Origin of the sequence: Pseudomonas sp. NPDC089918, assembly GCF_050280605.1 — a bacterium.
Classification (GTDB): domain Bacteria; phylum Pseudomonadota; class Gammaproteobacteria; order Pseudomonadales; family Pseudomonadaceae; genus Aquipseudomonas.
The window spans coordinates 18,899-41,927 of sequence record NZ_JBNNVP010000024.1 but is presented as its reverse complement, the minus strand read 5'-3'; the positions used below and the strand labels follow the sequence as shown (position 1 = coordinate 41,927).

Sequence of the window (23,029 nt, the reverse complement as noted above, 5' to 3'; positions counted from 1 at the left end):
GCTGCGGGCCTTCTTGTTTCAGCGGTGGAGCAGGGGCTTAACCCGCCACCAACACCCGAATCGCTTCCAGTCGCAGCGCCGCTTTGTCGAGCATGGCCAAGCCTTGCTCACGTTGCTTGCGCAGGGCAACCAGTTCGCTGTCGCGTACGGTCGGATTGACCGCTTGCAACGCGGTCAGGCGTGCCAGTTCTTCGTCGGTATCCGCCGCCAGACGACGTTGTGCCTCGGCGACGCGCTCGGCGTGACGCGGGGTGATTTTCTCTTCACCGGCGTTGATCCGTGGCGTCAGCTGGTCGCGCTGGGCCTGGATGAACTTGTTGGCGCTGGCCCGGGGTACGCTTTCCAGTTGGTCGTTCAGGGTTTCGAACGACACCCGGGTCGACAGGTCGTTGCCGTTAGCGTCGAGCAGGCAGCGCAGGGCGGCCGGCGGCAGGTAACGGCCCAGTTGCAGCGAGCGCGGAGCAACTACTTCGCTGACGTAGAGCAGTTCCAGCAACACGGTGCCCGGTTTCAGCGCCTTGTTCTTGATCAGCGCCACGGCGGTGTTGCCCATCGAGCCGGACAGGACCAGATCCATGCCGCCTTGAACCATCGGGTGTTCCCAGGTGATGAATTGCATGTCTTCGCGAGACAGCGCCTGGTTGCGGTCGTAGGTGATGGTCACGCCTTCGTCGTCGCCCAACGGGAAGCTCGCGTCGAGCATTTTTTCGCTTGGCTTGAGGATCAGCGCGTTTTCCGAATGGTCTTCGCTATCGATGCCGAAGGCGTCAAACAGGGTTTCCATGTAGATCGGCAGGGCGAACTGATCGTCTTGTTCGAGGATGTCCTCGACCAGCGCATCACCTTCGCCAGCACCGCCGGAGTTGAGTTCCAGCAAGCGGTCGCGACCGGTGTGCAGTTCGGCTTCCAGACGCTCACGTTCGGCGCGGGCTTCGTCGATCAGCGCCTGCCACTCGCCATCGTCGGCGTTTTCCAGCAGCGGCAGCAGGCGCGGGCCGAACTGATGCTGCAAGGCGTTGCCGGTCGGGCAGGTGTTGAGGAACGCGTTCAGCGCTTCGTGATACCACTGGTACAGCCGCTCTTGCGGGCTGGTTTCCAGGTACGGCACGTGCAGCTCGATGATGTGCTTCTGACCGATCCGGTCGAGACGACCGATACGCTGCTCCAGCAGGTCCGGGTGCGACGGCAGATCGAACAGCACCAAATGGTGCGAGAACTGGAAGTTGCGACCTTCACTGCCGATTTCCGAGCAGATCAGTACCTGAGCACCAAATTCTTCGTCGGCGAAGTAGGCGGCGGCGCGGTCGCGCTCGAGGATGTTCATGCCTTCGTGGAAGACCGTGGCCGGAATGCCAGAACGTACGCGCAAGGCGTCTTCCAGGTCCATGGCGGTTTCGGCGTGGGCGCAGATCACCAACACTTTGGTGCGCTTGAGCATCTTCAGGGTGTCGATCAGCCATTCGACACGCGGGTCAAATTTCCACCAGCGCTCTTCTTCGTTGGCGTCCGGTTGGGCCTGGAAGCTGACTTCCGGGTACAGCTCGGCGTGATCGCCCAATGGCAGTTCGAGGTATTCGGCCGGGCACGGCAGCGGGTACGGGTGCAGTTTGCGCTCCGGGAAACCCTGCACGGCGGCGCGGGTATTACGGAACAGCACGCGGCCGGTGCCATGTCGGTCCAGCAGTTCGCGGACCAGACGGGCGCTGGCTTCGGTGTCGCCATCATTGACGGCAGTCAGCAGGGCTTCGCCTTCGTTGCCGAGGAAACCGTGGATAGTCTTGTGCGCTTCAGGCGACAGACGCCCTTTGTCCAGCAGCTCCTGAACGGCTTCGGCCACCGGGCGATAGTTTTCGCTCTCGGCGCGGAAGGCGTGCAGGTCATGGAAACGGTTCGGGTCGAGCAGGCGCAGACGCGCGAAGTGACTGTCCTGACCCAGTTGTTCCGGAGTCGCGGTCAGCAGCAAGACGCCGGGAATGACTTCGGCGAGTTGCTCCACCAGCGAATACTGAGGGCTGACCTGATCTTCGTGCCACACCAGGTGGTGCGCTTCGTCGACCACCAGCAAATCCCAGCCGGCCGCGAACAACGCGTCCTGGGCCTTCTCGTCATCTACCAGCCATTCGAGTGCAACCAGTGCGAGCTGGGTGTCTTCGAACGGGTTGGCGGCATCGCTTTCGATGAAGCGTTCTTCGTCGAACAGCGCGACTTGCAGGTTGAAGCGGCGGCGCATCTCTACCAGCCATTGGTGCTGGAGGTTTTCCGGCACCAGGATCAATACGCGACTGGCGCGGCCCGAAAGCAGTTGGCGATGGATTACCAGACCGGCTTCGATGGTTTTGCCCAGGCCCACTTCGTCTGCCAGCAGAACCCGCGGCGCGATGCGGTCGGCGACTTCACGGGCAATGTGCAGCTGGTGCGCGATCGGTTGCGCACGCACGCCGCCCAGGCCCCAAAGGGAGGACTGCAACTGGCGGCTGGTGTGTTCCAGAGTGTGATAACGCAGGGAGAACCAGGCCAGCGGATCGATCTGGCCGGCGAACAGACGGTCGCTGGCCAGACGGAATTGAATGAAGTTCGATAGCTGGGTTTCCGGCAGGGTGACCACTTCGTTCTGCGCGTTGAGGCCGTGGTAGACCAGCAAGCCGTCGACGTCGTCGACTTCCTGGACGGTCAGTTTCCAGCCTTCGAAGTGAGTGATGCTGTCGCCCGGCGAAAACCGCACGCGGGTGAGGGGCGCATTCCGTAGCGCGTACTGGCGAGTGTCGCCAGTGGCCGGGTAGAGCACGGTCAACAAGCGGCCGTCCTGTGCCAGAACGGTGCCCAAACCCAGCTCGGCTTCGCTGTCACTGATCCAGCGTTGCCCCGGTTGATACTGCTGCGCCATGCTGCCTGACTCCCACCTTGAAAAAGCGGGCTATCTTAACGGAATGAGCCTTCAGGACCAAAGGATTACATGCGCGCGCTGATGGAGGATGCGAACTTTTCGGGAGATGAAGATCAAAAGATCGCAGGCTGCGCCAGATCCTACGGTGCCAGGGGGGCACAAGTTTGCGACCGATGGCTCAAGTCGTCACCCCCGCAGCCGACAGCCTGCTGACAGGAGACTAATTAATATGTTGCCACCGATGCTCCCCTTGAGCGCCGTACCAATCACTTCACAGCAGGATCCGATTCGCCAGCGCCCGGATATTCCGCCCGTGGTGCCGGTGCAGGAAAGCTCCAACGAAAGCACCATCGACCTGCAAAAACGCGATCCGGAAGAGGCGGGCCTGCAACTGCGCGAGGAACAGCGTCGGCAACAGGAGCGCGAGCGCCGTCGTCGTGAGGCCGATGAGGATCCTGAAGAGCACCTGGCGATTCCCGGTAATGAGCTCAATGCCGACAACACCGTACCGGTGGTGCCGTTGATGGAGGATCAGCCACGTCAGGGGTTGTGGGTCGATATCGAGATCTGAAGTGTCAGATCACTGGTCAGCGCCCGCGCCAGACCGCATTATTGGCGTAATCCTGTCGCCTTTACCGGCAGTTGAATTCATTTCCAAGCGATGCACTGAACACCATGAGCCAAGATGACAAGCTGATCGACCTCAACGCCGAACGCGCCAAGCGGGTTCATGACCTTAATGAAAAGCGCCTGAACGAAGTACGCCAGGCGTTCGAGCAGGCGATGCCGTTGGGCAAAGCGAAGAAAAAGCCGAAGAACAAACCGAAAAAGCGTTGAAACACCCTGCATCGGTTGATGCAGGTCAGTTATTTCCCTTCCTTTTACGCCTGTCTCGGGCGGCATTGATCCCGGTCAATTTTCTCTCCTGCCCGATTGGTTAACTTAGCCCCATCGCAACAGGGCAAGTGCAGGAGGCCAGTCATGTTTTTCGACAACGTGGTGATCGCCGGAGTGCTGACTGTCGGCCTCATGGTTCTGTTTTTTGCAGGGTTTGGATTTTTTATCTGGAAGGATTCGCATAAGCGGAAAAAACCGTAGGGTCTTTCTGGAGCAATGAGCACGCAAGGCATTTTGGGCGACTTCGGTCGCCCTTTTTTTTTGTCCGATCGTTCCCACGCTCTGCGTGGGAATGCCTCAAGGGACGCTCCGCGCTCCAGCTCTCGAAAGGGACGCGGAGCGTCCCGGGCTGCATTCCCACGCAGAGCGTGGGAACGATCTAATACCGAAATGCAATAAAAAAGGCGCGAACCTCACGGAACGCGCCTTTTTTGTGCCGCTATGTATCAGCTACCCAGTGCCTTCGATGCCAGCCAGAACAGGCCGGCCGACAGGGCCACGGTGGCGGGAAGGGTCAGGACCCAGGCCAGCAGGATGGTTCTGACGGTGCCGCCTTGCAGGCCGCTTTTGTTCGCGACCATCGTACCGGCCACGCCTGAAGACAGGACGTGGGTGGTGGAAACCGGCAGGCTGAAGATGTTCGCCGCGCCGATCATGCACGCTGTGGTGATCTGCGCCGACATGCCTTGGGCATAGGTCATGCCTTGCTTGCCGATTTTCTCGCCGATGGTCAGGACCACGCGTTTCCAACCGACCATGGTACCCAGGCCGAGGGCCAGTGCGACCGCCAGAATCACCCAGAACGGGGCATACTCGGTGGTGGTGGTCAGGTCCTTGCGTAGTTTGTCCAGGTCAGCCTTTTCACGGGCAGCGAGGCTTGGCAGCTTGGCGACTTTCTTCGCGGTGTCGTCCAGGCAGAGCAGGTAGCGACGTACTTCGATGCGGCTTTCCGACGGCAACGAATGGTAGTCGGCTACACCTTTAAGGGTGCCCAGCAGCGCTGAAATAGTCGGTTCGGTCTGTTGCGGGTTGCAACGGAATTTCTCCGGAAGATCGCCTTTCACGCTTTTGCCCAGTGCCAGGAACTCACCCAGGGATTCGCGGTTGCGCTCGTAGAACTGGCTCAGGTGCAGGGTCGCATCGCGAGTACGTTCGATCTGGTAGGTGGTGCTGTTCAGGTCGAGAACGAACTGCGCCGGCACGATACCGATCAGCACCAGCATGATCAGGCCGATACCTTTCTGGCCATCGTTCGAGCCGTGCACGAAGCTGACTGCCATCGCCGAAATCACCAGCACCAGACGGTTCCAGAACGGCGGGTGTTTCTTGTCGTCGATCTTGCGGCGCTGTTCCGGTGTCTTGTGCATCTTGGACAGCGGACGCCACCATTTAAGGCCGATCAGCACCAGGGCTGCGATCAGGAAACCAGCCATCGGCGAGAACACCAGGGACGCACCGATATCGATCGCCTTCTGCCAGTTCACGCCATCAGCCAACGGAATATCGTTGATCAGGGCGTTGGCCAGGCCGACACCGAGGATCGAACCGATCAGCGTATGAGAGCTGGAGGCGGGGATACCGAAGTACCAGGTGCCCAGGTTCCAGGTGATGGCGGCGGCGAGCAACGAGAACACCATGGCCAGTCCGTGACCGGTGTTCACATTGATCAGCAGTTCTACCGGCAGCAAATGGACGATGGCATACGCCACGCCCACACCGCCCAGCAGCACGCCGAGGAAGTTGAACACACCGGAAAAGAACACCGCCAGATGAGGCGGCATGGCTTTGGTGTAGATAACAGTGGCCACCGCGTTTGCGGTGTCATGAAAGCCGTTGATGAACTCGAAGGCGAGGACAAAGGCCAGGGCGAGCAAGAGGCTCACAAGCACCCAAGCATCCAGTCCGCTGAATAAATCGATCATGAAGGTTTTCTGACCCGGTCGTAAGGGGGCGCGATTATGCCAGAAAAGATGGGTAATCGATGCACTAGCTGCTCATCGGTTACATTCTTCAACGAATTAATTTGTGGCAATCCCCCAGGCCTCAGGTTTTTTCGGGGTTTTACAAGTCATTGAATTTACTTGCAAAGGCTGTAGCCACAAGGGTTTCTCCCGGCAGCGCGAGAGGCTTGAACGCGTGTATGAAATATCTGAGAAGAAGGTCGGACAGGAGCCATTTACCTCATCCAATGGATGAGGGGACCGCCGCCCGCTTGTAGCGGGCGCGAAAAGCATCATCGATACAACCCGCTTTTAGCAGGTGTAGATGCAGGCTCTTGAAAGAATTCAAACCGAGGCAGTCATGGCTCTTCGGCTTTGAGTTCCTTTTCCATCTTCTGCAATTCCTGGGAGAAGGCCTGGTCCTGAACGGTGGCGCGTTTGCGCCAGGGTTTGCGTTCGGGTTCGGGCTGAGCGGCGTAGGTGGTGACTTCCCCGCCGTAAACTTCCTTGTAACGTTGTTCCTGGCGCTCAAGTTCCGCGCGCAGTTCGTCTTTCGTCACAGTGCTACCTGATTGAGTTGAGATTAATTCTGGTGAAACGCGCTGCATGGATTTATTGACCACGCTCATTGAAGGGACAATGCCTGGCACGGCATCGTTCCCTCGGAGCAATCAATTCGTCCTTGTTGCAGGCGGCCACGGCACCAGAGAAAAACAGCTGACGTAGCATCAGTCTCCTGTTTCAGCGAGCGCGTTGGCGGAGCATATGAAATGAGCGTCAGGCGCTTGCTGCGGACAGCGGCAATGGATATTGCGCTGCCGGTTGGCGAAATCGGCACGTAAAAAACCGGTCGCCACTGATGTGCATTATAGCGGTCGATCCGAAGAACACTATCTCTTGAGAGTTAAAAGTAGTTCCTGGTGTGTGATTGTTTTGTTACTCGCAAACTTTTACCGGTAACTACGGTGCCGTGATGCCAGTTACAGCGGTGACTTTCTGGCGCCATTAAGCCGAACGAATTAGTACACCGGAGCTTCTTTAAAACGTGACCGAAAATAACAAACATATTGCAGGAGGATGAAAGCAGTAGGGCTCACTATAAGCAACCACTGATTGCGATTATCGGCCCATGGTTCGATAATCGCCCAATCTTGGTGGCCGGTGGCTTGTATATCAGACCGGGAGCCGCTTGTAATAGTCGCTGATCCGTGTGGGAAACAACCGATATGAACGATCAAATGCGCAATTCCTTCGCTTCAGTGGCACCGCCGATCGTTGCCTCGCCCGCCAAGCGAATCCAGGCGCTGACCGGTGACCCGGATTTCATGACCTCCCTGGCCCGTGGATTGGCGGTGGTGCAAGCGTTCCAGGAGCGCAAGCGGCACTTGACCATTGCGCAGATCAGCCATCGCACGGAAATTCCCCGCGCCGCTGTGCGACGTTGCCTACATACCCTGATCAAGCTCGGCTACGCCACCACCGACGGACGCACCTATTCGCTGTTGCCCAAAGTACTGACCCTGGGCCATGCCTATTTGTCGTCGACGCCATTGGCGGTTTCTGCCCAGCCGTATCTGGACCGCATGAGCGAGCAATTGCATGAGGCCTGCAACATGGCCACGCTGGAGGGCGATGACATTTTGTACATCGCGCGCTCGGCGACCACCCAGCGGCTGATTTCCGTCGACCTTTCGGTGGGCGGGCGATTGCCGGCCTATTGCACGTCCATGGGCAGGATTCTTCTCGCCGCGCTGGACGACACGTCACTGCGCGAATACCTCGACCATGCAGAGCTGCAAGCCAAGACCAGTCGCACGTTGCATACCCCCGAGGCGTTGCTCGAATGCCTGCAAGAGGTACGGCAGCAAGGCTGGTGCATCGTTGATCAGGAATTGGAGCAGGGACTGCGCTCAATTGCCGTGCCGGTGTACGACGCTTCTGGCCAAGTGGTGGCGGCCTTAAACGTCAGCACCCACGCCGGCCGGGTCAGTCGCAACGAGCTGGAACAACGTTTCTTGCCCGGCCTGCTAAGTGCCAGTCGTGACCTGAGCGCGCAGCTCTTTGCCTAAGCTGTTCGATAAACGCACAGAGTCGCGTTTATCGAATTGACGCTCTTTCCCTCGGATCATTAATGTCGCGGCAGCGTCATCCGGCACTACGGGTCTTCAGTCAGTCGCCGGATCACGCCCCAATAATAATGAGAAGAGGCATCGTCATGCGCACGTTTCCCGACTGTCGCTGTTCCCATCGGTTTAGCTGCCGAAACCGGATTGCCTGATCCCGACCTCCTTTCTTGTAATAGCGTCAGCCCCGGCTGGCACCTGTTCGACTGCGTTCTTTGCGTGGAATAAAAATAATGAACCAGCCTCAGTCTGCTGTAGGAAACTGCCTCGACGTGCAGTCCTTCATCAACACTCAACCCATTTCGCGCTACCAATGGCGGGTGGTGATTCTATGTTTCCTGATTGTTTTCCTCGATGGCCTCGACACAGCGGCCATGGGTTTTATCGCGCCGGCACTGTCCCAGGACTGGGGCATCGATCGCGCCAGTCTCGGCCCGGTGATGAGTGCGGCGTTGATCGGGATGGTCTTCGGCGCTTTGGGTTCCGGCCCATTGGCTGACCGCTTCGGGCGAAAAGTCGTACTGGTGGGCGCGGTGTTGGTGTTCGGCGCTTTCAGCCTGGCGTCGGCCTATAGCACCAATGTTGATCAACTGCTGGTACTGCGATTCCTCACCGGCCTGGGCCTGGGCGCCGGCATGCCGAACGCCACCACGCTGCTGTCCGAATACACCCCGGAGCGCAAAAAATCCCTGCTGGTGACCAGCATGTTCTGCGGCTTCAACCTCGGCATGGCCGGTGGCGGGTTCATCTCGGCCAAACTGATTCCGGCCTTCGGCTGGCACAGTCTGTTGATGATCGGCGGGGTTCTGCCGCTGATCCTCGCTGTCGTCTTGCTGTTCTGGTTGCCGGAATCGGCGCGTTACCTGGTGGTGCGCAATCGTGGCACGGACAAAGTGCGCAAGGCCTTGGCGCCGATCGACCCGACGGTGGTGGCACAGGCTTCGAGCTTCAGCGTGCCGGAACAGAAAACCGTGAAGGCGCGCAATGTGTTTGCGGTGATCTTCTCCGGCACCTACAGCACCGGCACGTTGTTGCTGTGGCTGACGTACTTCATGGGCTTGGTGATCGTTTACCTGCTGACCAGTTGGTTGCCGACTCTGATGCGTGACAGCGGCGCGAGCATGGAGCAGGCGGCGTTCATTGGTGCGCTGTTCCAGTTCGGTGGGGTGTTGAGCGCAGTGGGTGTGGGCTGGGCGATGGACCGGTTCAATCCGCACAAGGTCATCGGCATTTTCTACTTATTCGCCGGGGTATTTGCCTACGCGGTAGGGCAGAGCCTGGGCAGCATCACATTGCTGGCGACCCTGGTGCTGGTGGCCGGGATGTGTGTCAACGGCGCGCAATCGGCGATGCCGTCTTTGGCGGCGCGGTTTTATCCGACTCAAGGGCGGGCGACCGGTGTGTCGTGGATGCTCGGGATTGGCCGCTTCGGCGCGATCCTCGGTGCGTGGATGGGCGCAACGTTGCTGGGCCTGGGCTGGAACTTCGAACAGGTGCTGACGGCGCTGGTGATTCCGGCCGCGTTGGCGACCACGGCGGTGGTGATCAAGGGCATGGTCAGCCATGCGGATGCGACCTGACGGTATGTGATCGTTCCCACGCTCAGCGTGGGAACGCTTCAACGGACGCTCTGCGTCCGCTTCTGGGACGCGGAGCGTCCCGGGCTGCATTCCCACGCGGAGCGTGGGAACGATCGGCGCAGGAGATCGGTAGCGAGACAACAATCTGTTCGATAAACGAACACTCAGTCGATTATCGGATTGTTTAGCGTTTTTCAGGGGCTTAACCTTCAGTCATTCCGGCGCCGAACCTCGCGCCTTTTTCTACCACTGTCGGTTCATAACAAAACGGGAGCCTGCCCCATGGCTGAAATCCTTTCGCTGCATGACGCGGTAAAGCAGTTCGTCAACGACGGCGATACCGTCGCGCTCGAAGGCTTTACTCACCTGATTCCTACGGCGGCGGGTCACGAAATCATCCGCCAGGGCAAGAAAGATCTGACCCTGGTGCGGATGACGCCCGACTTGATCTACGACCAATTGATCGGTGCCGGTTGTGCTCGCAAGCTGATTTTCTCCTGGGGCGGTAACCCAGGTGTGGGCTCGCTGCACCGTCTGCGTGACGCGGTCGAAAGGCAGTGGCCGCATGCGCTGGAAATCGAAGAGCACAGCCATGCCGACCTGGCCAATGCCTACGTCGCGGGCGCTTCGGGCTTACCGTTCGCGGTGCTGCGTGCCTACGCCGGCTCCGACCTGCCGAAGGTCAACCCGCTGATCAAAACCGTCACGTGCCCGTTCACCGGCGAAGTGCTGGCGGCGGTGCCGTCGGTGCGTCCGGACATCACCGTGATTCACGCGCAGAAAGCCGATCGCAAAGGCAACGTGCTGCTCTGGGGCATTCTCGGCGTGCAGAAAGAAGCGGCGCTGGCCGCCAAGCGCTGCATCGTCACTGTTGAAGAAATCGTCGACGACCTCAACGCACCGATGAACGCTTGCGTGCTGCCGACCTGGGCCTTGAGCGCGGTCTGCCATGTACCGGGGGGCGCGCATCCGTCCTACGCCCACGGTTACACCGAACGCGACAACCGCTTCTATCAAGCCTGGGACCCGATTGCCCGCGACCGTGAAACCTTCACCGCGTGGATCAACGAGTACATCCACGGTTGCGCTGACTTCAGTGAGTTCCAGGCCAAGCTGGCCGCTGCTTCGGAGGCCAAGTAATGACTTACACCACCAATGAAATGATGACCGTCGCCGCCGCCCGCCGTCTGAAAAACGGTTCCGTGTGCTTCGTCGGCATCGGCCTGCCGTCGAAAGCCGCCAACCTGGCACGTCTGACTTCCTCGCCAGATGTAGTCCTGATCTATGAATCGGGTCCGATCGGTGCCAAGCCGAGCGTACTGCCATTGTCGATCGGTGACGGTGAACTGGCGGAAACCGCCGACACTGTCGTCCCGACCGGTGAGATTTTTCGCTACTGGTTGCAGGGCGGGCGCATCGACGTCGGTTTCCTCGGCGCCGCGCAAGTCGACCGTTTCGGCAACATCAACACCACGGTGGTGGGTGACTACCATCAGCCGAAAGTTCGCCTGCCAGGTGCCGGTGGCGCGCCGGAGATCGCCGGTTCCGCCAAAAGCGTACTGATTATTCTCAAGCAGTCGGCGCGCTCCTTTGTCGACAAGCTCGACTTCATCACCTCGGTCGGCCATGGCGAGGGCGGTGATTCACGCAAGCGTCTCGGCCTGCCGGGTGCCGGTCCTGTCGGCATCATTACCGACCTGTGCATCATGGAACCCGAAGCGGATACTCATGAATTCGTGGTGACCGCGCTGCACCCAGGCGTGACTCGCGAGCAAGTGATTGCCGCCACCGGCTGGGCGATTCGTTTTGCCGATCAGGTGGAAAACACCGCCGAGCCAACCGATGTCGAGTTGACGGCGCTGCGCGATCTGGAAGCCCGCACAGCTGCCGCCCACGGCCAAGCACCCGGAGAAGCCTGATGCGTGACGTTTATATCTGCGACGCCATTCGCACCCCCATCGGCCGCTTCGGCGGCGGCCTGTCGACGGTTCGCGCCGATGATCTGGCCGCCGTGCCGATCAAGGCATTGATGGCGCGCAACCCCTCGGTGGACTGGAGCGCGGTGGACGAGGTGTTCCTCGGTTGCGCCAACCAGGCCGGCGAAGACAACCGTAACGTGGCACGCATGGCGTTGTTGTTGGCGGGCCTGCCGGAAACCATTCCCGGGGTCACCCTCAATCGCCTGTGCGCTTCGGGCATGGATGCGATCGGTACGGCGTTTCGGGCCATCGCCAGCGGCGAGATGGAGCTGGCGATTGCCGGCGGCGTCGAGTCGATGTCCCGCGCACCGTTCGTGATGGGCAAGGCCGATGCGGCGTTCTCGCGCAACATGAAACTGGAAGACACCACCATCGGCTGGCGTTTCATCAACCCGTTGATGAAAGCTCAATACGGTGTGGATGCGATGCCGCAGACTGCCGATAACGTAGCCGACGATTACCGTATTTCCCGCGCCGATCAGGATGCGTTCGCCCTGCGCAGTCAGCAGCGCACGGCCGCCGCGCAAGCCGCCGGATTTTTCGCCGAAGAAATCGTCGAAGTGCGCATTGCCCACAAGAAGGGTGAAAGCGTGGTCACGCAGGATGAGCATCCCCGTGCTGACACGACACTGGAAACCCTGGCCAAACTCAAACCGGTCAATGGCCCGGACAAAACCGTCACCGCTGGCAATGCCTCCGGTGTGAACGACGGTGCAGCGGCGTTGATTCTGGCCTCGGCCGAAGCAGTTAAAAAGCACGGTCTGACCGCCCGCGCCAAAGTGCTCGGCATGTCCAGCGCCGGTGTTGCACCGCGGGTGATGGGCATCGGCCCGGTGCCGGCGGTGCGTAAGTTGACCGAGCGCCTGGGCCTGGCCGTCAGCGATTTCGACGTGATCGAACTCAACGAAGCCTTCGCCAGCCAAGGCTTGGCCGTGCTGCGTGAGTTGGGGCTGGCTGACGACTCGGCCCAAGTCAACCCGAACGGTGGCGCCATTGCCTTGGGCCATCCGCTGGGCATGAGCGGCGCGCGTCTGGTACTGACCGCGTTGCATCAGCTGGAAAAAACCGGAGGCAAGAAAGGTCTGGCGACCATGTGCGTCGGTGTCGGCCAGGGTCTGGCCTTGGCGATCGAACGGGTCTGACACGCTTGGCTGTGAATAAAGCGTCGACTAATAAGAACTGAGGAAAGCGTAATGACTGACAAGCCTGGTTACCGTCGCCCGCAGGCGGGCACTCAGCCGGAATACCTGCACCCTCCTTATCAATCCACCAACCTTCGCTCGCCGTCCAAGCCGTTGGTGTTTTTGCCTCATTCGCTGTCGGAAATCACCGGGCCGACCATCGGCGCCGAGCGCATCCAGGAGCAGGACAACGACCTGACCGCGCAGCACGAGGGCGAACCGCTCGGCGAGCGCATCATAATTCACGGCCGCGTGCTGGATGAAAACGGTCTGCCGGTGCCAGGTATTCTGGTGGAGATCTGGCAGGCCAACGCCGCCGGTCGCTACAACCATGCGCGTGACCTGCACGACGCGCCGCTGGACCCGAACTTCACCGGCACCGGCCGCACCGTGACCGACGCCGATGGCTGGTATCAGTTCCAGACCATCAAGCCTGGCGCCTATCCGTGGGGTAACCATCACAACGCCTGGCGCCCGGCGCACATCCATTTCTCACTGTTCGGGCCGAGTATTCTCACGCGTCTGGTGACGCAGATGTATTTCCCGGGCGACCCGTTGCTGGCCTACGATCCGATCTACAACTGCGTGCCCGATACGAGTGCCAAAGAGCGCCTGATCGCCCGTTTCGACCTGGAAAAAACCATCCCTTCCTACGCCCTCGGTTATCGCTGGGACATCGTCTTGCGCGGCCGCGAAGCCACGCCGATGGAGAAATAAGATGACGTTGAACGCGACCACGTCCCACACCGTCGGGCCGTATTACCACATCGGCCTGACCTGGCTGAACCGTGAAGACCTGACCGTTGCACAGACCCTCGGCGAGCGCGTGGCGATCACCGGGCAAGTCGTCGATGGTAATGGCGACTTCGTCAACGACGCGATGCTCGAAGTCTGGCAGGCCAACGCCGCCGGCAAGTACGACCATCCCGAAGACGATCAGGACAAACCCCTGGACCCGAATTTCGAAGGGTTTGGCCGGGTGCCGGTGGATGCAGAAGGGCGCTTTCGATTTACCACGATCAAACCGGGCACAGTGGAAGGCCTGAAGGGCACGACCCAGGCGCCTCATTTGGTGGTACTGGTGTTTGCTCGCGGGTTGGTGAAGCACTTGCTGACGCGGATTTACTTTGATGGCGAACCGGCCAACGTGGCGGACCCGTTGCTGGAGTGCGTGCCAGCAGAGCGCCGCAACACCTTGCTGGCGAAGCGGGATGCTGCGGGTGTTTATCAGTGGAATGTGGTTCTGCAGGGTACGGATGCCGAGACGGTGTTCTTCGATTATTGAAATCAAGATCAAAAGATCGCAGCCTTCGGCAGCTCCTGCCGGGAAGGGGTATGGTTCCTGTAGGCGCTGGCGTCGCCTGCGATCTTTTGGCGCCTGCACAACGACCTTTGATTTCTACGCGTCGGCCTGACCGGCCCCACGCCTGCAAGGACTGTTTATGAACCAGCGACCGGGCAATCAATTGTTCGATGCCTACTTCACGGCACGCGACATGCGTGAGGTGTTCTGCGATCAGGGCCGGGTTCAGGCCATGCTTGATTTCGAAGCGGCACTGGCCCGGGCCGAGGCGCGGGTTGGGCTGATTCCGCAGACGGCTGTCGCATCTATCGACGCGGCATGTCGGGCCGGGCATTACGACTTCGCCGCGCTGGGTGAGGCGATTGCCACGGCGGGCAATTCGGCGATTCCGCTGGTCAAGGCGTTGGGAAAACAGATCGCAAAGAACAATGCCGAAGCCGAGCGTTACGTGCATTTGGGCGCGACCAGCCAGGATGTAATGGACACCGGCCTGGTGTTGCAACTGCGCCGCGCACTGGAATTGATCGAAGCTGATCTGGCGCAACTGGGGGAAACCCTCGCGACCCAGGCCAGGCGTTACGTCGCCACGCCAATGGCCGGACGCACTTGGCTGCAGCATGCGACGCCGGTCACCCTCGGCATGAAAATCGCCGGTTGGCTGGGGGCGGTGACGCGTAGCCGTCAGCGTCTGCTGGAACTCAAACCGCGCCTGTTGGTGCTGCAATTCGGTGGTGCCTCCGGCACCCTCGCGGCCCTTGGCGAGCAGGCGATGCCGATTGCCGAAGCCTTGGCCGCAGAACTGCAACTGACCTTGCCGGAACAACCCTGGCACACCCAGCGCGATCGTCTGGTGGAGTTTGGCGCGGTGCTCGGACTGATCGCTGGCAGCCTCGGCAAACTCGGTCGCGACATCAGCCTGTTGATGCAGACCGAGGCCGGCGAAGTGTTCGAACCGTCGGCGCCGGGCAAGGGCGGTTCTTCGACCATGCCGCACAAACGCAACCCGGTGGGCGCGGCGGTGCTGATCGGTGCGGCGACGCGGGTGCCGGGTTTGCTCTCGACCTTGTTCAGCGCGATGCCGCAGGAGCACGAACGCAGCCTGGGCTTGTGGCATGCCGAATGGGAAACCCTGCCAGAGATTTGCTGTTTGGTGTCAGGCAGCCTGCAGCAAGCGCTGTTGGTGGCCGACGGACTGGAAGTGGAGGCCGACCGCATGACACGCAACCTCGACCTGACCCAGGGCCTGGTACTGGCCGAAGCCGTGAGCATCGTGCTGGCACAACGGGTCGGTCGCGACACTGCGCACCATCTGTTGGAGCAGTGCTGCAAGCGCGCAGTGGCCGAGCAACGTCATTTGCGCGCGGTGCTCGGTGACGAGCCGCAGGTGACTGCCGAGCTGTCGGACGCTGAACTCGATCGTCTGCTGGACCCCGCCCATTACCTCGGTCAGGCCCATACCTGGGTCGAGCGAGCGGTGGCTGAACATTTTGCGTTGATAGCTTGAAGGAGACTGCCGTGGCATTCGTACAACTCGCCGAGGGCGAACTGCACTACCAAATTCAAGGGCCGCAACTCGATGGACCGGCGGATGCGCCGGTGCTGGTGCTGTCCAACTCACTGGGCACCGACCTGCACATGTGGGACGCGCAAATCCCTGCGTTCACCGAGCATTTTCGCGTGCTGCGTTTCGATACCCGTGGTCACGGCCAATCGTTGGTGACGCCGGGGCCGTACAGCATCGAGCAACTGGGCCGCGACGTGCTGGCACTGCTGGATGCGTTACACATCGAACGCGCGCATTTCTGTGGTCTGTCCATGGGCGGGTTGATCGGCCAGTGGCTGGGGATCAATGCCGGTCAGCGATTGAACAAACTGATCGTGTGCAACACCGCGGCGAAAATCGGTGATCCGTCGGTGTGGAATCCACGGATCGAAACCGTGCTGCGTGACGGCTCGGCGGCGATGGTTGCCTTGCGTGATGCGTCGATTGCGCGGTGGTTCACCGCGGATTTTGCCGAGGCCAATCCGGCAGCGGTTAAGCGGATTACCGACATGCTCGCGGCGACTTCGCCTGAAGGTTACGCGGCCAATTGCGCGGCGGTACGTGATGCCGATTTCCGCGATCAGTTGTCCTCGATCAAGGTGCCGTTGCTGGTGATTTCCGGCAGCGAAGATGCGGTGACACCACCGTCCGGCGGGCATTTCATTCAGGAACATGTGCAAGGTGCCGAGTACGCCGAGTTCTACGCCGCACACCTGTCCAACGTCCAGGCCGGCGCTGCATTCAGCGACCGAGTACTGGCGTTTTTGTCAGCTCATTGAGGGGATTGTTGTGGACGAGAAACAACGTTACGAAGAGGGCCTGAACGTTCGCCGCGCAGTACTGGGCGACGCCCATGTCGACCGCAGCCTGAATGCGCTGACCGAGTTCAACTCGGAGTTCCAGGAGATGATCACCCGCCACGCCTGGGGCGACATCTGGACCCGCCCGGGCCTGCCGCGCCACACCCGTAGCCTGATCACCATCGCGATGCTGATCGGCATGAACCGCAACGAAGAACTCAAACTGCACCTGCGCGCCGCCGCCAACAACGGCGTGACCCGCGGCGAGATCAAGGAAGTGATCATGCAGAGTGCAATCTACTGTGGCATCCCTGCGGCCAATGCGACCTTCCACCTGGCTGAATCGGTGTGGGATGAGTTGGGGGTTGAATCGCGGGAGTAACTGTCCACCACAACTCCTGTGGGAGCAGGCTTCTGTGGCGAGGGGGCTTGCCCCCGTTGGGGCGCGAAGCGGCCCCAAAAGCTTTGCGACTGCTTCGCAGCCGAACGGGGGCAAGCCCCCTCGCCACAGAAGTCCGCTCCCACATTTTTTGTGTTTACAGCAGGCTGATCGGATAGCTGACGATCAACCGGTTCTCGTCGAACTCGTTGTTGCTGAAGTCGCGGCGGATGGTCGAGTTGCGCCATTTGACGTTGAGGTCTTTGAGCGTGCCGCTCTGCACGGTGTAGCCCAGTTCGCTTTCGCGGCCCCATTCCTTGCCGTCGCTGGTGGTTGCAGTGTGTACGTTGTCGCCGCTGATGTAGCGGTTCATCAGGGTCAGGCCAGGCACGCCAAGGGCGGCGAAGTTGTAGTCGTGGCGCAATTGCCAGGATCTTTCCTTCGCGTTGTCGTAGCTGGCGTTGTAGCTGTCGTTGGCCAGGGTGCCGCCGCTGGTGCCGTTGACCCGCATCCAGGCGCTGTCACCGGTGAGTTTTTGCAGGCCGACGTAGAAGGTGTTGCCGCCATATTTGGCCGAGAACAGGCCCGACCAGGTTTTGTTGTCCAGCTCGCCGGCCCGGGCGCTGCCGTCATCCTTGCCGTAGAAGAACCCCAGATTGGCGCCCAGCGTCCAGTCGCCCAGCGGTTGGGTGTGGATCAGGTTGACGTATTGCTGGCTGTAGATGTCCTTGAGTTCAGCGTTCCACAGGCCGATCTGGGTGCGTTTGCCGTTGAAGGCATATTCACCGCCCTGAAAGTTGAAGCGGTCTGAGGTGAACGCCGTTTTGCCGGTCATCGACATGTCATTCATGCTGCTGTCATCGCGCGGGCTGTTGGCGCGGAACTGGCCGCCGTAGAGCGTCAGGCCGTCGATTTCCTTCGAGGTGATCTGGCCGCCACGGAAGGTTTGCGGCAGCGAGCGACCGTCGTCCGAACGCAGGATCGGCAGCACCGGCATCCACTCGCCGACCTTCACTTCGGTCTGGGACAGCTTGGCCTTGAACGCCACGTTGGTTCGACCGAAATTGTCTGCCGGACGACCATCGTGATCCAGCGGCAACAACTGCGTACCGCCGGTGCCTTTGCCACCGTCGAGCTTGACCGAGTACAAACCCAGCACGTCCATGCCAAACCCGACGGTGCCCTGGGTGAACCCGGACTTGGCGTCGAGGATGAAGCTTTGCGTCCACTCTTCAGCCTTGCCCTGGCTTTTGGTCGGGTTGGTGAAGTTACGGTTGATGTAGAAATTGCGCAGGTTCAGGTTGACCTTGGCGCCTTCGACAAAACCGGCTTCCTCGGCCATGGCGGGCAGGGCCGCACCGGCCAATGCGATGGCGATCAGGCTGGGAAAGAAATACTGCGTGGTGGAAGGCGTCATGGGCTTGGGTCTCTCTAATTCTTGGAGGTGAAACAGGGTGGTGCCGCAACGTTTGGGTTGCAGACATAAGATGTCGAATTCAGAAAAGCGAGGACGAAGTCAGCCGGACAGGGCAGGGCGCGGGGACATGGTGTCGAACCTGTTGTTATTGGTTTTGTGCGACAGATGGTGAGGGAAAGGGACTAAACGGTTCAATCGGCGAGGGCGGGTTTTGGGCGATTATCGAACGGCAAAAGATCAAAAGATCGCAGCCTTCGGCAGCTCCTACATGAAATCGCGCACCTGCATAGGAGCTGCCGAAGGCTGCGATCTTTTGATCTGGCTTTCCCGCCGCCAACAAAAAGCCCACCAATCGGTGGGCTTCGTGTTTTTACCGCGCTATCAGAACAACTTCATCTTCGGCGCTTCTTCTTTCAACGGCTCGTTCTTCGCCGTCTGTTCATTCCAGCCACCACCCAATGCCTTGTACAGATTGACCGCGCTGGTCAGCTGCGCCAGACGGTCGGTGATCAGCGCTTGTTGGGCGCTGAACAACTGGCGCTGGGCGTCGAGGAAGGTCAGGTTGCTGTCGACACCGATGCGGTAGCGACGCTCGGCCAGACGGTAGTAGTCCTGGTTGGCGCTGACGAAATCACGCTGAGCCTGCAACTGCTCGGTGTAGGTCTGGCGTGCGGCCAGGCCATCGGCGACTTCCTGGAAGGCCGTTTGAATGGACTTCTCGTAGTTCGCCACGCCGATGTCTTTCTGGATCTTGGAGTAATCCAGGCTGGCGCGCAGGGAGCCGGCGTTGAAGATCGGCAAGTTGATCTGCGGCTGGAACAACCAGGTGCCCGAACCGCCCTTGAACAGACCGGACAGATCCGGGCTCAGGGAGCCGGCATTGGCGGTCAGGCTGATGCTCGGGAAGAACGCAGCCCGTGCCGCGCCGATGTTGGCGTTGGCAGCCTTGAGGTTGTACTCGGCCTGAAGGATGTCCGGACGACGTTGCAGCAAGTCCGACGGCAGGCCGGCCGGCACTTCGCTCAGCAGGTCGTCCGACAGTGGCTTGGCCGCTTGCAGATTGGCCGGGATACCGGTGCCGAGCAGCAGCACCAGGCTGTTTTCATCCTGGGCAACCTGACGGGTGTATCTGGCCTGTTGTGCACGGGCGTTTTCCACCGAGGTACGCGACTGGGCCAGATCCAGCGCCGAGGCTACACCCACTTCGTTGCTGCGCGAGGTGAGCTTGTAGCTCTCCTCGAAGGCACCGAGGGTTTCCTGGGTCAGTTTCAGCAGCTCTTTGTCAGCCTGCCAGGTCAGATAGGCATTGGCCACACTGGCCACCAGGCTGATCTGCGTGCTGCGGCGTGCTTCTTCAGTGGCGAAGTATTTCTGCAGGGCTTCTTCGCTCAGGCTGCGAACCCGACCGAACAGGTCGAGTTCATAAGCGCTGATGCCGACGGTGGCCGAGTAGGAACTGGAGATGGCTGCTTCACCGGTTTGCGAGGCCCGTGCCGGGACTCGTTGACGGCTGCCGCTGCCGGTGGCCGAAACCGCCGGGAATAGATCGGCACGCTGAATGCGGTATTGAGCCGCATAAGCGTCGATGTTCAGCGCCGCGACGCGCAGGTCACGGTTGTTCTCCAGCGCGGTCTGAATCAGCTGTTGCAGCGCCGGGTCGTGGAAAAACTGCTTCCAGCCTTGTTCGGCAGCGGCCTGGTTAGGCGCCTGGGCCGGCGAATAGGCCGGGCCTTGCGGGTATTGGCCCGCCACCGGAGCTTCAGGCTGCTGATAATCGGGTATCAGCGAGCAGCCGCTCAGCACGAAGGCGGCGACTGCGATGGAGAGTAGCGACTTGCTCATTAGCCAGCCTCTTTAGATGGTTCAATGGCGTCATCCTGGTCGGCGACTTTGCGCTGGCCCATGGACGACACGGTGACAAAGAACAATGGGACCCAGAAGATCGCCAGCACAGTGGCTGTGATCATACCGCCAATCACCCCGGTACCGATCGCATGCTGGCTACCCGAACCTGCGCCCGTGGAAATGGCCAGCGGAACCACACCGAGCACGAATGCGAGCGAGGTCATGATGATCGGTCGCAGACGCATCCGGCAGGCTTCGATCGCGGCATCGCGCAAGCTACGTCCTTGCTCATGCAGTTCCTTGGCGAACTCGACGATCAGAATGGCGTTTTTCGCTGCCAGGCCGATCGTGGTCAACAGCCCCACCTGGAAGTACACGTCGTTGGACAGGCCCCGCATGCTGGTCGCCATCAGCGCACCGATAATCCCCAGCGGTACCACCAGCATCACCGCGATCGGGATCGACCAGCTTTCATACAGCGCCGCCAGACACAGGAACACCATCAGCAGCGACAAGGCATACAACGCGGGCGCTTGCGAGCCGGACAGACGTTCCTCGTACGACAGGCCAGTCCAGGAAATACCGACACCGGCCGGCAGTTTCTTGGCCAGGGCTTCGACTTCGGCCATCGCTTCACCAGTGGAATGGCCTGGCGCCGGGGCACCGAGGATTTCCATCGCTTCTACGCCGTTGTAACGGGCCAGTTTCGGCGAACCGTAGATCCACTCACCCTTGGCGAACGACGAGAACGGAACCATGGTGCCGGCGCTGTTGCGCACGTACCACTTCTTCAGGTCTTCGGGACTCATGCGAGCGCCAGGCAGGCCTTGTATGTAAACCTTCTTCACTCGACCGCGGTCGATGAAGTCGTTCACATAGCTACTGCCCAGTGCAATCGACAGGGTGTTGTTGATGTCGGTGAGGGTCACGCCCAGAGCGCTGGCCTTCTCATCGTCGATTTCCAGCTGATATTGCGGTTCGTCGTTCAGGCCGTTAGGACGGACTTGCGACAGGACCTTGCTTTGCGCCGCCATGCCGAGGAACTGGTTACGGGCTTCCATCAGTTTCTCGTGACCGATACCGGCGCGGTCCTGGAGGAACACGTCGAAACCGGTGGCGTTACCCAGTTCCAGTACAGCCGGTGGTGCGAAGGCAAACACCATGGCGTCGCGGAAGGTAAAGAAGTGCTGTTGGGCACGGGCCGCGAGTTTGAACACGCTGTTGTCGGCGTTACGTTCTTCCCACGGTTTGAGCATGATGAACGCCATACCCGAACTCTGGCCACGGCCGGCGAAGTTGAAGCCGGTCACGGTAAACACCGAGGCAACTGCATCGCCTTCGCCGCCTTCCTTGCTCGGACGCAGCAGGAATTCGCGCATTTCGTCCACGACCACCTGCGTGCGCTGGGAGCTGGAACCGGCCGGTGTCTGCACTTGAGCAAACAGTACGCCCTGGTCTTCTTCCGGCAGGAACGCCGTTGGAATACGGGTGAACAGCCAGATCATGCCGACCACGATGATCAGGTACGCCAGCAGGTACGGAGCCTTGTGCGCGAGCATATTGCCCACGCCGCGCTCGTAGCTTTTGACGCCACGGTCGAAGCTGCGGTTGAACCAGCCGAAGAAGCCGCGTTTCGGCGTGCCGTGCTCACCTTTCGGAATCGCCTTGAGCATGGTTGCGCAGAGCGCCGGGGTGAAGATCAACGCCACCAATACCGACAAGGCCATGGCCGAAACGATGGTGATCGAGAACTGCTTGTAGATCACACCGGTGGAGCCACTGAAGAACGCCATCGGCAGCAGTACCGCCGACAGCACCAGGGCGATACCGACCAGGGCACCCTGGATCTGCCCCATGGATTTCTTCGTGGCCTCCTTGGGTGACAGGCCTTCTTCGCTCATGACCCGTTCGACGTTTTCCACCACGACGATGGCATCGTCCACCAGCAAGCCGATGGCCAACACCATACCGAACATGGTCAGGGTGTTGATGCTGAAGCCGAACGCCGCGAGGATCCCGAACGTACCCAGCAATACCACTGGCACGGTCATCGTGGTGATGACGGTAGCGCGGAAGTTTTGCAGGAACAGGAACATCACCAGGAACACCAGCACGATCGCTTCGACCAGGGTTTCAACCACGCCCTTGATCGACTCGGTCACCACCGGGGTGGTGTCGTACGGGAACACCACTTCCATCCCTTCCGGGAAGAAAGGCTTGAGGGTGTCGATGGTATTGCGCAGGGCTTTTGCGGTGTCGAGGGCGTTGGCGCCGTTGGCCAGTTTCACCGCCAGGCCGGAGGCCGGGGCGCCGTTGAACTGGGCGCTGATCGAGTAGTTTTCGCCACCCAGACCGACTTCCGCAACGTCGCCGACACGCACTTGCGAGCCGTCCTTGTTGACCTTCAGCAGGATCGCCTTGAACTGCTCGGCGGTCTGCAGACGGGTCTTGCCGATGATCGTCGCGTTCAGCTGTTGGCCGGGCAGGGCAGGCAAGCCGCCGAGTTGACCGGACGAGACCTGGACGTTCTGCGCCGCGATGGCGGTTTTCACGTCTACCGGGGTCAGGTTGTAGTTGTTCAACTTGGCCGGGTCCAGCCAGATCCGCATCGCGTACTGGGCACCGAAGACCTGGAAGTCACCGACACCGGCGGTGCGCGAAATCGGGTCCTGCATGTTCGACACGATGTAGTTGGACAGGTCGTCCTTGGTCATGCTGCCGTCGCGCGATACCACGCCGATGACCATCAGGAAGTTTTTCACCGACTTGGTCACGCGGATGCCCTGTTGCTGCACTTCTTGTGGCAGCAGCGGGGTGGCCAGGTTCAGCTTGTTCTGGACTTGAACCTGCGCGGTATCGGAGTTGGTGCCCTGCTCGAAGGTCGCGGTAATGGTCATGTTGCCGTCGGAGTTACTTTCCGAGGAGACATAACGCAGGTTATCGATACCGTTGAGCTGTTGCTCGATCACTTGCACCACGGTGTCCTGCACGGTTTGTGCAGACGCGCCCGGGTAGGTCACCGAGATCGCAATAGCTGGAGGCGCAATGCTCGGGTATTGGTTGATAGGCAGTTTGAGAATCGATAGAGCCCCGACCAGCATAATCACCAGGGCAATTACCCAGGCGAAAATCGGACGGTCGATAAAAAATTTCGACAT

The 23,029-nt window shown here is 60.3% G+C and carries 19 protein-coding genes; 13 read left to right on the top strand and 6 right to left on the bottom strand.

Annotation, left to right across the window (positions count from 1 at the left end; translation table 11 throughout):
* Positions 1 to 37 precede the first annotated feature (37 nt).
* Entirely contained in the window at positions 38 to 2,884 is a 2,847-nt protein-coding gene (rapA, locus tag ACQKPC_RS17825; protein WP_427625738.1) for an RNA polymerase-associated protein RapA, read from the bottom strand.
* 229 nt (positions 2,885 to 3,113) lie between these two features.
* Between rapA and ACQKPC_RS17820 the strand changes: the two genes are divergently transcribed.
* The 3 genes from ACQKPC_RS17820 (at position 3,114) to ccoM (ending at position 3,982) form a co-directional block, all read left to right on the top strand.
* On the top strand, positions 3,114 to 3,455 hold the full coding sequence (locus tag ACQKPC_RS17820) for a hypothetical protein (RefSeq protein WP_052966937.1): 342 nt from the start codon (positions 3,114 to 3,116) through the stop codon (positions 3,453 to 3,455).
* 104 nt (positions 3,456 to 3,559) lie between these two features.
* On the top strand, positions 3,560 to 3,721 hold the full coding sequence (locus ACQKPC_RS17815) for a hypothetical protein (RefSeq protein WP_008074569.1): 162 nt from the start codon (positions 3,560 to 3,562) through the stop codon (positions 3,719 to 3,721).
* A 144-nt stretch (positions 3,722 to 3,865) separates the two neighbouring features.
* Entirely contained in the window at positions 3,866 to 3,982 is a 117-nt protein-coding gene (ccoM, locus tag ACQKPC_RS17810) for a cytochrome c oxidase subunit CcoM (protein WP_007906619.1), read from the top strand.
* Between the two features lie 245 nt (positions 3,983 to 4,227).
* Here the strand turns inward: ccoM and ACQKPC_RS17805 are convergent, their stop codons facing one another.
* Both ACQKPC_RS17805 and ACQKPC_RS17800 read right to left on the bottom strand, forming a co-directional pair.
* Positions 4,228 to 5,703 carry an inorganic phosphate transporter gene (locus tag ACQKPC_RS17805; RefSeq protein WP_427625737.1) on the bottom strand — a complete coding sequence of 492 codons (1,476 nt, stop codon included), beginning with the start codon at positions 5,701 to 5,703 and terminating at the stop codon, positions 4,228 to 4,230.
* 377 nt (positions 5,704 to 6,080) lie between these two features.
* Positions 6,081 to 6,281, bottom strand: coding sequence for a hypothetical protein (locus ACQKPC_RS17800; protein ID WP_007903846.1), 201 nt, complete (start codon positions 6,279 to 6,281; stop codon positions 6,081 to 6,083).
* 666 nt (positions 6,282 to 6,947) lie between these two features.
* On the opposite strand from ACQKPC_RS17800, the gene pcaR reads away from it, so the two are divergent.
* From pcaR to pcaC, 10 genes are all read left to right on the top strand, one after another.
* Positions 6,948 to 7,790 carry a pca regulon transcriptional regulator PcaR gene (pcaR, locus tag ACQKPC_RS17795; RefSeq protein WP_008074568.1) on the top strand — a complete coding sequence of 281 codons (843 nt, stop codon included), beginning with the start codon at positions 6,948 to 6,950 and terminating at the stop codon, positions 7,788 to 7,790.
* A 287-nt stretch (positions 7,791 to 8,077) separates the two neighbouring features.
* Positions 8,078 to 9,424 carry an MFS transporter gene (locus ACQKPC_RS17790; protein ID WP_427625736.1) on the top strand — a complete coding sequence of 449 codons (1,347 nt, stop codon included), beginning with the start codon at positions 8,078 to 8,080 and terminating at the stop codon, positions 9,422 to 9,424.
* A gap of 282 nt (positions 9,425 to 9,706) precedes the next feature.
* Positions 9,707 to 10,564 (top strand): CoA transferase subunit A, encoded by an 858-nt coding sequence (locus ACQKPC_RS17785; RefSeq protein WP_007903838.1) that lies wholly within the window; start codon positions 9,707 to 9,709, stop codon positions 10,562 to 10,564.
* A complete protein-coding gene (locus ACQKPC_RS17780) occupies positions 10,564 to 11,343 on the top strand; it encodes a CoA-transferase subunit beta (protein ID WP_008005876.1) in 780 nt (259 codons plus the stop codon). Before ACQKPC_RS17785 ends, ACQKPC_RS17780 begins: the two co-directional genes overlap by 1 nt.
* A complete protein-coding gene (pcaF, locus tag ACQKPC_RS17775) occupies positions 11,340 to 12,545 on the top strand; it encodes a 3-oxoadipyl-CoA thiolase (RefSeq protein ID WP_427625779.1) in 1,206 nt (401 codons plus the stop codon). The genes ACQKPC_RS17780 and pcaF overlap by 4 nt, the downstream gene beginning before the upstream one ends.
* Before the next feature lie 51 nt (positions 12,546 to 12,596).
* A complete protein-coding gene (gene pcaH, locus ACQKPC_RS17770; protein WP_063342711.1) occupies positions 12,597 to 13,301 on the top strand; it encodes a protocatechuate 3,4-dioxygenase subunit beta in 705 nt (234 codons plus the stop codon).
* Position 13,302: 1 nt separating this feature from the next.
* Positions 13,303 to 13,869, top strand: a complete 567-nt coding sequence (gene pcaG / locus ACQKPC_RS17765; RefSeq protein WP_063342712.1) for a protocatechuate 3,4-dioxygenase subunit alpha — start codon at positions 13,303 to 13,305, stop codon at positions 13,867 to 13,869.
* A 157-nt stretch (positions 13,870 to 14,026) separates the two neighbouring features.
* Positions 14,027 to 15,391 (top strand): 3-carboxy-cis,cis-muconate cycloisomerase, encoded by a 1,365-nt coding sequence (locus ACQKPC_RS17760; RefSeq protein ID WP_427625735.1) that lies wholly within the window; start codon positions 14,027 to 14,029, stop codon positions 15,389 to 15,391.
* Positions 15,392 to 15,402: 11 nt separating this feature from the next.
* Positions 15,403 to 16,209 carry a 3-oxoadipate enol-lactonase gene (gene pcaD / locus ACQKPC_RS17755; RefSeq protein ID WP_427625734.1) on the top strand — a complete coding sequence of 269 codons (807 nt, stop codon included), beginning with the start codon at positions 15,403 to 15,405 and terminating at the stop codon, positions 16,207 to 16,209.
* Between the two features lie 10 nt (positions 16,210 to 16,219).
* Positions 16,220 to 16,612 (top strand): 4-carboxymuconolactone decarboxylase, encoded by a 393-nt coding sequence (gene pcaC, locus ACQKPC_RS17750; RefSeq protein WP_427625733.1) that lies wholly within the window; start codon positions 16,220 to 16,222, stop codon positions 16,610 to 16,612.
* A gap of 154 nt (positions 16,613 to 16,766) precedes the next feature.
* On the opposite strand, the gene ACQKPC_RS17745 is transcribed toward pcaC, so the two are convergent.
* The 3 genes from ACQKPC_RS17745 to emhB all read right to left on the bottom strand — a co-directional run bounded on the left by ACQKPC_RS17745 (position 16,767) and on the right by emhB (position 23,029).
* Complete coding sequence (locus tag ACQKPC_RS17745) at positions 16,767 to 18,026, bottom strand: OprD family porin (protein ID WP_427625732.1); 1,260 nt, start codon at positions 18,024 to 18,026, stop codon at positions 16,767 to 16,769.
* A gap of 381 nt (positions 18,027 to 18,407) precedes the next feature.
* Complete coding sequence (emhC, locus tag ACQKPC_RS17740) at positions 18,408 to 19,868, bottom strand: efflux RND transporter outer membrane subunit EmhC (RefSeq protein ID WP_427625731.1); 1,461 nt, start codon at positions 19,866 to 19,868, stop codon at positions 18,408 to 18,410.
* Positions 19,868 to 23,029, bottom strand: coding sequence for an efflux RND transporter permease subunit EmhB (emhB, locus tag ACQKPC_RS17735; protein ID WP_427625730.1), 3,162 nt, complete (start codon positions 23,027 to 23,029; stop codon positions 19,868 to 19,870). The genes emhC and emhB overlap by 1 nt, the downstream gene beginning before the upstream one ends.